Origin of the sequence: Verrucomicrobium sp. BvORR106 (assembly GCF_000739655.1) — a bacterium.
GTDB lineage: Bacteria > Verrucomicrobiota > Verrucomicrobiia > Verrucomicrobiales > Verrucomicrobiaceae > Verrucomicrobium.
The window spans coordinates 39,496-47,852 of sequence record NZ_BATR01000162.1 but is presented as its reverse complement, the minus strand read 5'-3'; the positions used below and the strand labels follow the sequence as shown (position 1 = coordinate 47,852).

Sequence of the window (8,357 nt, the reverse complement as noted above, 5' to 3'; positions counted from 1 at the left end):
TCAGGTCGAGATCAGTCCTCGAAGGGGATTTGTAGCACAGCCCAATGTTGAAGGAGCCCTAAGCGAGCCGAGGTTCTGTTCAACGCTGAAAGCGTTGCGGGGATGCTCCCTCTCCTTGGCGTCATCCTTGCCGCGAGATGCAGGATCGAGACATGGATGCCTATTCAGGTAGCGAAATCCGAAATGCGCTTGGCTTTCCCTGGGCTAAAACAAGCAGGGGCAGCCTGCGCAACAACGCGCTGACCGCCCCTGTCTGTACCGGCTATGCCGGGTTATTTACCGTTAAAGTAGATCATGATGGCCACGATGATCAGGCCCAGCAGGGTGACGAGAGCGACCTTGATCCAGCTGATGGGGTATTCCCCGGCAATCTTGCCAGTGGAGCCGTTTACGGTGACCTGGTAACTCTTGGCCCCATAGGTGTAAACCAGCAGCCAGACGGGCAGCAGGATGTGCTTGAAGGTCTGGGCTGAGTAATCGGCTTGAACCTGGAGGTTGCGCTGGGTGTCCCCGGGAACCTGGGAGGCACAGATGCCGCGGACGGCGGAGTCCATGCGGGACCGCGAAGCCTGGGCGGCACCGATGAGGTCAATCTGGTACTGTTCCACCACCCAGCCTGAGAGATAGCCTGGATCATAGGGCTTGATGTCGGTGGTGGTGGGGAAGGGTTCGAGCTGACCCAGGAGTTTCTCATGCACGCCGCGCGATGCGGGTACGAGGGTATCATCAAAGAAGTGCTCCAGTGCGCCACTGGCATGCTCCCAGCGGACACGGCGTTCGGATTCGCCCTTGGAGTTGCGCACATAGTAGTAGTAGCCGGCCTCCGCCTCCCACTGGGCGGCCACCTGGGCGTCAAAGGTCCAATAAGGGAGGTAAACTCCATGAACCGTATCCGTGAGGGCCTTGCCCTTCAGATTGTTCGGGGCAAACCAGTGGCTGCCATACCACTGGCGGATCTGCTCCCGCACGGCTGACTCGGCGAGATTGAAGGGGAGCAGTCCAGAGGGGCGGATGGGTGCCTTGATATCATCCACCGCCATGAGCGACGGGGATCCGCAGAAATCGCAACGCTGGGCGACGCGCTTTTCATCGAAGACGGAGATGGCATTGCAGCTCTGGCAGCGGACGGTTTTGCGCTCGGCGGCCCAGCCGCGATCATCGTCTGAGAGATTGCGCAGTCCCTCGATGAGATCGCTCTCAGCGACGAGGCTGCCATCGGCCTTGATTTCGGCCGGGGATTCGGTGCCACAGTACGGGCAGATGAGCGCCTTTTTGCCAGGGTTCCACACTGCCTCAGCACCGCAGGCCGGACAGGAGAACTTGTTGATGGCGGTAAGATCAGAAGACATGGGAGTCAGGGGCGTGGCGTGGCTCGCGGGCAGCAAAAGGACCGCCAGTCTGTGCGTTCAGGCACAGGTGGCGGTCCAAAGAGCGGGGCAGAGCCAGGCGCACTGTCCTTAGGAAGCCTAGTGTTTCAGGAAGTCGTCCAGCGCGGCGCGGGTGATACGGTAGGCGCTGCCAATCTTTTTGCCCTTGAGGTCACCGGAGTCGATGCTGGAGATGACGTCTGCCTCTGTAACACCTAGAACCTGGGCGACCTGAGCTGGCGTGAGCACGTCCACATTCAGCGCTGGAGCCGCTGCGGCTGCGGGAGCACCACCCGGAAGTGGGGGCGGAGCGCCTCCTCCTCCTTGAGAGAGGTTGGTGTTCTTCATCATCTCCTGCGCCATGGCAAAGCCCATGGCCATCTCGGCCGGGGCGCCAGCGCCGCCGCCCTTGGCCATGCCTTCGGCCATCTGGAACTTCACGTAGTCGTTGAGGTTGCCGATCGCGCTCATGCTGCTGCGCTTGTCGATGGCGGCTTCCACTTCCGGCGGCACGCTCACGTTCTCCAGGATGAAGCTGGGGAACTCGATGCCGTACTTGGCCTGCAGGGTGGGGTTGATGAGCGGCAGCAGGGCATCCCCCAGATCCGTGTAGCGGGTGGCGAGGTCCAGCACCGGGATCTTGGCGGAGGCGATGGCGTCGCTGAACACGCTGACAATGCGGGAGCGCATGGTGTCGGCGAACTCGTCCAGGCGGAAGTGATGGTCGGAACCGGCTACTTCCTTGAGGAAAAGCTTGGGATCGACGATGCGGAAGTCAAAGGTGCCAAAGGCGCGGGCCCGCACGATGCCGAAGTCCTGGTCGCGCATCATGATGGGGTTGCTGGTGCCCCACTTGTTGCCCGTGAAGAGGCGGGTGGTGACGTAGTACACGTCCGCCTTGAACGGGGAATTGAAGCCGTACTTCCAACCCTTGAGGGTGCTGAGGATCGGGATGTTGTCCGTGACCAGGGTGTGCTTGCCGGGACCGAAGGTGTCGCCGAACTGGCCGAGATACACGAACTGGGCCACTTGCGATTCCCGCACGATGAGCTGGGCGCCGTTCTTGATCTCCTTGTCTTCGTCCACGAAGCGGTAGGAAAGCGTGTCGCGAGAGTCATCAGTCCACTCGATGATTTCGAGAAACTGTCCTTTGAAATAATCCATCAGGCCCATGATCGTGAGGTAGTTGAGGTTGTGGGAGTCCCGTCTGGTGAGACAGGGGGTGCAGGTAAAGGTTCAAGGATTTGTGACGGGGTGTCACCGGTTTTTTCCAACTGGCATGGCGCGTTGCCGGAGGCGGAGGGGGAAATCGGTTGGAAATTTGATTCCGCGGTTGGGAATTCGGGTGAATCGGACGTTTTTTGGTGGGAGTGCGTCCCCGTTGTCGTCAAGCCCGCTGCGGGGGAGACGCCAGACTTGAATGCTGTGGCATGCGGACTCGCCCCATGTTGTTCACATCCAGTGGACGTGCGACTGAGCGGGGCTGGGAACCCCCGCCTCCTGTACTCACGAACAAGTGACGGGGTGACTTGGCCGCAGAGTAAAGGAGGCGGGGTCTCCGGCCCCGCGGTCTGCTGGGTCAGCGGGGCGGGGAGGGGATCAAGGGACGATTGAGGCGTGAGCGGGACTGGGAACCCCGACCCGCTGCGCGGGAGACGCCAGACTTGAAGACACAAGACGCCAGACTTGAATGCTGTCGCATGCGTGGACGCGCCCCATGTTGTTCACATCTGGTGGACGCGCGACTGAGTGGGGTTGAACCCCCCGCCTCCTTCATTCCAGGGACAAGCTTCAGGGTGGCAAGTCTGTGAAGGTGTGCCCCTCCCCACCCATCTCAAATATCCGCGGCGGGCGGGGCTTCGGGAAGCTGACGGGGATGGGTCATGTTCTCTGGCTTGAGCAGGTCTTCCAACTGCTCGCGGGTGAGCCAGTTTTTCTGCAGCACCAGATCGTACACGCTGGACCCGGTGGCGAGGGCTTCGCGGGCGATGGCGACGGAGCGCTCATACCCCAGCACGGGATTCAATGCGGTGGCGAGGCCGATGGATTGCTGCACGTACTGCATGCAGCGGTCTTCGTTGGCTTCGATCCCGGAGATGCAGCGGCTGGCAAGAATGATGGCGCCGTTGCGCAGCAGGGTGAGGCCAAAGAGCAGGTCGAAGGCGATGACGGGCTCGGCCATGTTGAGCTCAAGCTCGCTGGCCTCAGCCGCCATGGAGATGGTCATGTCAAAGCCGATGATCTGGTAGCAGATCTGGTTCACGGCCTCGAGGATGACGGGATTGACCTTGCCGGGCATGATGGAGGAGCCGGGCTGCATGGCGGGCAGGCGGATCTCATACAAGCCACAACGGGGGCCGGAGGAGAGCCAGCGGAGGTCGTTGCAGATCTTGGAAAGCTGGACGGCGGCGGTCTTCATGACGCCGCTGAGCATGGAGAACTCTCCTGAGTCTTGAGTGGCCTCGACAAGGTTTTCCGCGAGTTGCACCGGCAGACCGCTGACATCTGCCAGACGGCGCGTGCAGATGTCTGCATAGCTGGGAGGGCTGTTGATGCCGGTGCCGATGGCGGTGGCGCCCATGTTCACATACAGGAGATCTGAAGCGGCACGCTCCAGATGACGCAGGCCGTCACCGATCATGACCGCATAAGCTCCGAACTCCTGACCGAGCGTCATGGGGACGGCATCCTGGTTCTCCGTGCGGCCCATTTTCAGTACATGACTGAACTGGGTGGACTTGGCCAGCAGGGCTTCGCGCAGATCCCGCAGGGCGGAAAGGGTGTCCCGCACCGTGAGGTACACACCCAGCTTCACGGCGGTGGGGTACACATCGTTGGTGGACTGGGAGCAGTTCACGTGATCGTTGGGGTGGCAGAACTGGTACTGCCCACGCTCATGGCCCATGAGTTCCAGGGCACGATTGGCGATCACCTCGTTGGCATTCATGTTCGTGGAGGTGCCGGCACCGCCCTGAAACATGTCCACCACGAACTGGTGGTGCAGCTTGCCCTCGATGATTTCATCGCACGCTGCGGCGATGGCCCGGGCCCGGTCTTCCTTGAGCACGTGCAGCTGCATGTTGGCGAGGGCGGCGGCCTTTTTCACAAAGGCCAGCGCCACAATGAAGTGGCGGAAGTGATGCAGCTTGATGCCGGAGAGCGGGAAGTTTTCCACCGCCCGGAGGGTCTGGATGCCATAGTAGGCGGAGGCGGGGATGTCGCGCTCACCCAGGAGGTCGTGCTCACGACGAAATCCGCTCAAGGTGGGTGCCTGCGACATGAGCAGGGAGAGTCTGCGGTTGGACTCGCGAAGGCGGCGGCCGACGTGGCTGGCCACGTTCCCGCAGATGCGGTAGAACAGCCCCGGCGAAGTCGCGCGGAGTTGCTGCACACGGTCGATGGACAGTTCCCATATCACGCTCCCTGAGCGGGTCATGGCGGTGGTGGCGTGAGGGAGGTCGTCAAAGAGCACCCCTTCACTGAGGAGGCTGCCCTCTGCTGCCGTGGCAATGTGCACGGACATGCCGCTCAACCCGTGACTCAACTCGACCTCTCCCTCCAGCACCAGGCCGAACCAACGCCGGGGGGTGGACTCGTAAAAGAGATGATCGCCGGCCTTGTAGGTGCGTTCTTCACCCAGAGCCAGCACTCCTTGCAATTCCTCCGTGGTCACGCCCATGCGGGCAGCGGCCTCTGCCACGGTTGTCGCACTCAATTTCATGGAGCAATCATGAGGCGGGAGGGGCGGGCATGGCAAGCTCCCGGTTCCAGGTTTGCTGGGTCCATGGGTGGACGACCGAACCAGGAACCGGGATGGAATGCCTCTTAACCCGCGAAGGGCACGGCCGGGACGCCCTTGGCACCCGGACGAGTGACAAAGAGACGGCCGGCGAGAGGTTCCTCGAACTTGGCCTTTCCGGTGGTGATGTAGAGGTCACCCAGATCCTCTCCGCCAAAGGCGCAGGAGGTCACCTCGATGCAGGGCAGGGCGATCTCGGCCTCCACTTTGGCGGTCTTGGGATCAAAGCAACGCACGGCGGAGCCATGGCAGAAGGCCACCCAGAGGCGGTCTTCGCTGTCGATCGTCATGCCATCCGGGGAGGCGTTCCATTGCGCGGTATCGATGGCAATGCGTTCGTTCGAGATCACGCCCGTGGATACTTCGTAGTCGAAGGCCAGCACGTTGCGACGTGGGGTGTCGATGTAATACATCGTACTCTGATCGCGCGTCCAGACGATGCCGTTGGAGACCGTCACGGGGCTGAATTTGTTCTCGATGGTGAGATCCGGAAAGAGGCAATACAGGGAGGCCTTGGGGGCCTTCACATCGGTGGGCATGGTGCCTGCCCAGAAGCGGCCTGCGGGGTCGCACTTGCCGTCGTTGAAGCGGTTGTGGGGCAGGTGGGGTTCAGGATCAACGATGAGTGTGATCTCTCCGGTGGCCTCATCCAGGAAGGAGATCCCTTTGTCGCCGCCGTACACGAGGCCTCCTTTGGCCCGGGGCACCACGGTGCCGACGCGTTCGCCTGCGTCCCAGATCTTTTCTTCACCGGTCTTGGGATTGAAGCGGAGGATCTTGTGAGCCTCGATATCCACATAGAGGAGGGTATCGCGATCCCAAAGGGAGCCTTCGCCCCAGGTGGAAATGTGGTTGCCGACAGGTTCGGGAGTGGGAATGGACATTGGGGTTCCTGTTAGCACGGCTCGGGGTGATTGGAACCGGGGAATTCTGAATTTGCACTGGGGTGGCACCCCTGGCGATCAGCCCATTGGCGGGTTTTCACCCATCACGGGAGGCAGGTGTTTTTTCCGTACCTCGGGGATGGAATGCAGAATGAGGATGGAGACGGTGGCGAAGAGGCCGCACATGAGGGTGAGGGCGTGAAAGCTGCCGCTCTGGGAGTAGACCCAGCCGCCCAGGGTGACGGAGCCCAGCAGGCTGATCATCTGGAAGAAGGCGAGCATGGCCTGATAGGTGGGCCGCCGCTCAAAGGGGCACAGTTCTGCGCTGAAAGTGAGGTCGCCCACCTTGTCCACAAACAGACCGAACCCCCAGACGAAGAACACGGCGAGGAAGGCGGGAAAGCTGCTGACGAAGGGGAGGGTGAGGCAGAGGCCGAGACACAAACAACGGGAGAGGAGCATGGCGACCTTGCCCCCGTGGCGGTTCCCCCACCACCCGGCGAAGAGGTTCCCGAAGAGGGAGCCGATCATGGTGGCCAGGACGAGGTGACCGATGGCGGCCTGGGGCTGGTGGGTCACCTCCAGGGCATGGATGCTCATGAAGCCCGCCAGCATGAGGTAGCCCATGCCGGTGAACCGGGCGAGCACCAACCGGATGAGCTGGGGTTGTGACTGAAGCATGCCGGGCAGCGCCCTGAGGTAGGGGCCGTAACGGAAGGGCAGAGGGGATCTGCCCGGGAACGATGGCGAGGCTGCTGGAACCTCATCGCGAATCCGCAGCTGGGCCAGAAGTGAGAGGGTGAGGAACCCGAAGCAGATGAGGTGCAGCGTGGAGTAGCCGTGAGCCCCGGGCTGGTGGGTGAACACCCAGTGGATGACCGGGCCGGCGGCGAGGCCGATGACGCCCTGGATCATGTAACGGATGGCCCACCCTGAGGCGCGGAGGTGCTGGGGGATGAGGCGGGTCACCCACTCCATCCAGGCATTGACCCCCACGCCACCCACAACACCGGAGACGATGGGGGTGAGGACCACGAGGGTAAGGATCGCGCCCGAAGCCTGTGGGGCCAGCAGCATGACAAGCCCGGTGATGAGGTAGGGGAGCCGCTGAAGGACGCCGAAGAAGACGACAAACGGCTTGAGCCGCCCCAAGCGCTCCACCAGCGGTGCCACGAACAGGCCGGGCAGCGCGTAAGCGGCGGGGAGGAGCACGGGCATCAGCGCGATGAGCGCATTGCTCCCGCCCAGGGACTTCACCATGGCGGGCAAAACCGTCTCGGGCCCCAGAAAGGCAGAGCCTGACATGTAGAGCCCGCCTTCCAGACAATGCATCCAGAAGTTCCGCCGGAGATTGGGCTGGGCGGCGAGACTCTTCACGGCACCGACGAGGTCAGGGCGTCAATTCAGCCTTCAAGGTACAAAATGCGCCCGCACTGCTCACAGTAGGTGATGTCGGTGTCTGCGCGCAGGGCGCTGAGAGTGCCGGAGATCACCTTGACGTGGCAGCCTTTGCAGGCGCCTGCCTCCACAAGGACGACGGCGGCATCCCCCTTGCTTTTGATAAGGCGGTCGTAAGTGGCCAGGGCGAGGCCATCAATGGGGCCAGCGAGATCGAGCCGCTCGGCACGAAGTTCGCCCAGTCGTGCCTCAATGGCCTTGGCGCGCTCGCCCAGTTCATTGATCTCTTCCTGCACGCTGGTCTTGGTGGCACTGAGCTTCTGTTGGGCGGAGGCGAGGCCTGGTTTCACGGTCTCCAGTTGCTCCATGAGCTCCAGTTCCTGGTCCTCCAGATTGAAGACGTCTTTGCCGTAGCGCTCGATCTCGTTCCCCATCGCGCGGAACTCCTCGTTTTTCCGCGTGGCGAACTGCTGATCCTTGAGCCGGAGGATCGTGTTCTTCCGGGTCTGGATGTCCAGTTCGAGGTTTTTGATCTTGAGTTCGACTTCGCGGACCTTGCCCAGGGCTTCGGCCACTGCGGCTTCATCGTCGGCCAGGCGGAGTTGGGCGCGCTTCTGCAGGGTCGGGATGTCCTTGAGATCCTTGCTCAGGTTGCGAATGCGCTGGTCGCGGTCTTGCAGGACGAGGAGTTGCTGGACGACGGGGAGCATGGATGGATGGGGGGCCGCTGGCCTGAGGGCTGTTGGCTGGGGTGGAAAGATTGACTGTGAGCGTTTTGCCACGAAGCGGTGGCATTGGCAAGACGAGGATTTTTTATGTCAGGAAATCCGCGGTCATGGTTGGGTGTTGACATGAAAAAAACTGACGTTGAGGGTGGAGGATGAGACTGCAAATCAGTGCAAGAAATTC

General features: G+C 61.8%; 6 protein-coding genes. All 6 read right to left on the bottom strand.

Annotated features, from left to right (window positions below; genetic code table 11):
* Positions 1 to 272: 272 nt before the first annotated feature.
* The gene (locus BV106_RS28055; protein ID WP_038170315.1) at positions 273 to 1,349 is read right to left on the bottom strand and encodes a hypothetical protein; all 1,077 of its coding nucleotides are present in this window, start codon (positions 1,347 to 1,349) and stop codon (positions 273 to 275) included.
* A 117-nt stretch (positions 1,350 to 1,466) separates the two neighbouring features.
* The gene (locus tag BV106_RS28050; protein ID WP_038170314.1) at positions 1,467 to 2,540 is read right to left on the bottom strand and encodes an SPFH and helix-turn-helix domain-containing protein; all 1,074 of its coding nucleotides are present in this window, start codon (positions 2,538 to 2,540) and stop codon (positions 1,467 to 1,469) included.
* A 661-nt stretch (positions 2,541 to 3,201) separates the two neighbouring features.
* Positions 3,202 to 5,088 carry an aspartate ammonia-lyase gene (locus BV106_RS28045; RefSeq protein WP_081892357.1) on the bottom strand — a complete coding sequence of 629 codons (1,887 nt, stop codon included), beginning with the start codon at positions 5,086 to 5,088 and terminating at the stop codon, positions 3,202 to 3,204.
* Between the two features lie 104 nt (positions 5,089 to 5,192).
* On the bottom strand, positions 5,193 to 6,050 hold the full coding sequence (locus tag BV106_RS28040) for an SMP-30/gluconolactonase/LRE family protein (protein WP_038170313.1): 858 nt from the start codon (positions 6,048 to 6,050) through the stop codon (positions 5,193 to 5,195).
* Positions 6,051 to 6,128: 78 nt separating this feature from the next.
* Positions 6,129 to 7,427 carry an MFS transporter gene (locus BV106_RS28035; RefSeq protein ID WP_038170312.1) on the bottom strand — a complete coding sequence of 433 codons (1,299 nt, stop codon included), beginning with the start codon at positions 7,425 to 7,427 and terminating at the stop codon, positions 6,129 to 6,131.
* Between the two features lie 26 nt (positions 7,428 to 7,453).
* Positions 7,454 to 8,158, bottom strand: a complete 705-nt coding sequence (locus BV106_RS28030) for a C4-type zinc ribbon domain-containing protein (RefSeq protein WP_038170311.1) — start codon at positions 8,156 to 8,158, stop codon at positions 7,454 to 7,456.
* Between the last annotated feature and the right edge of the window lie 199 nt (positions 8,159 to 8,357).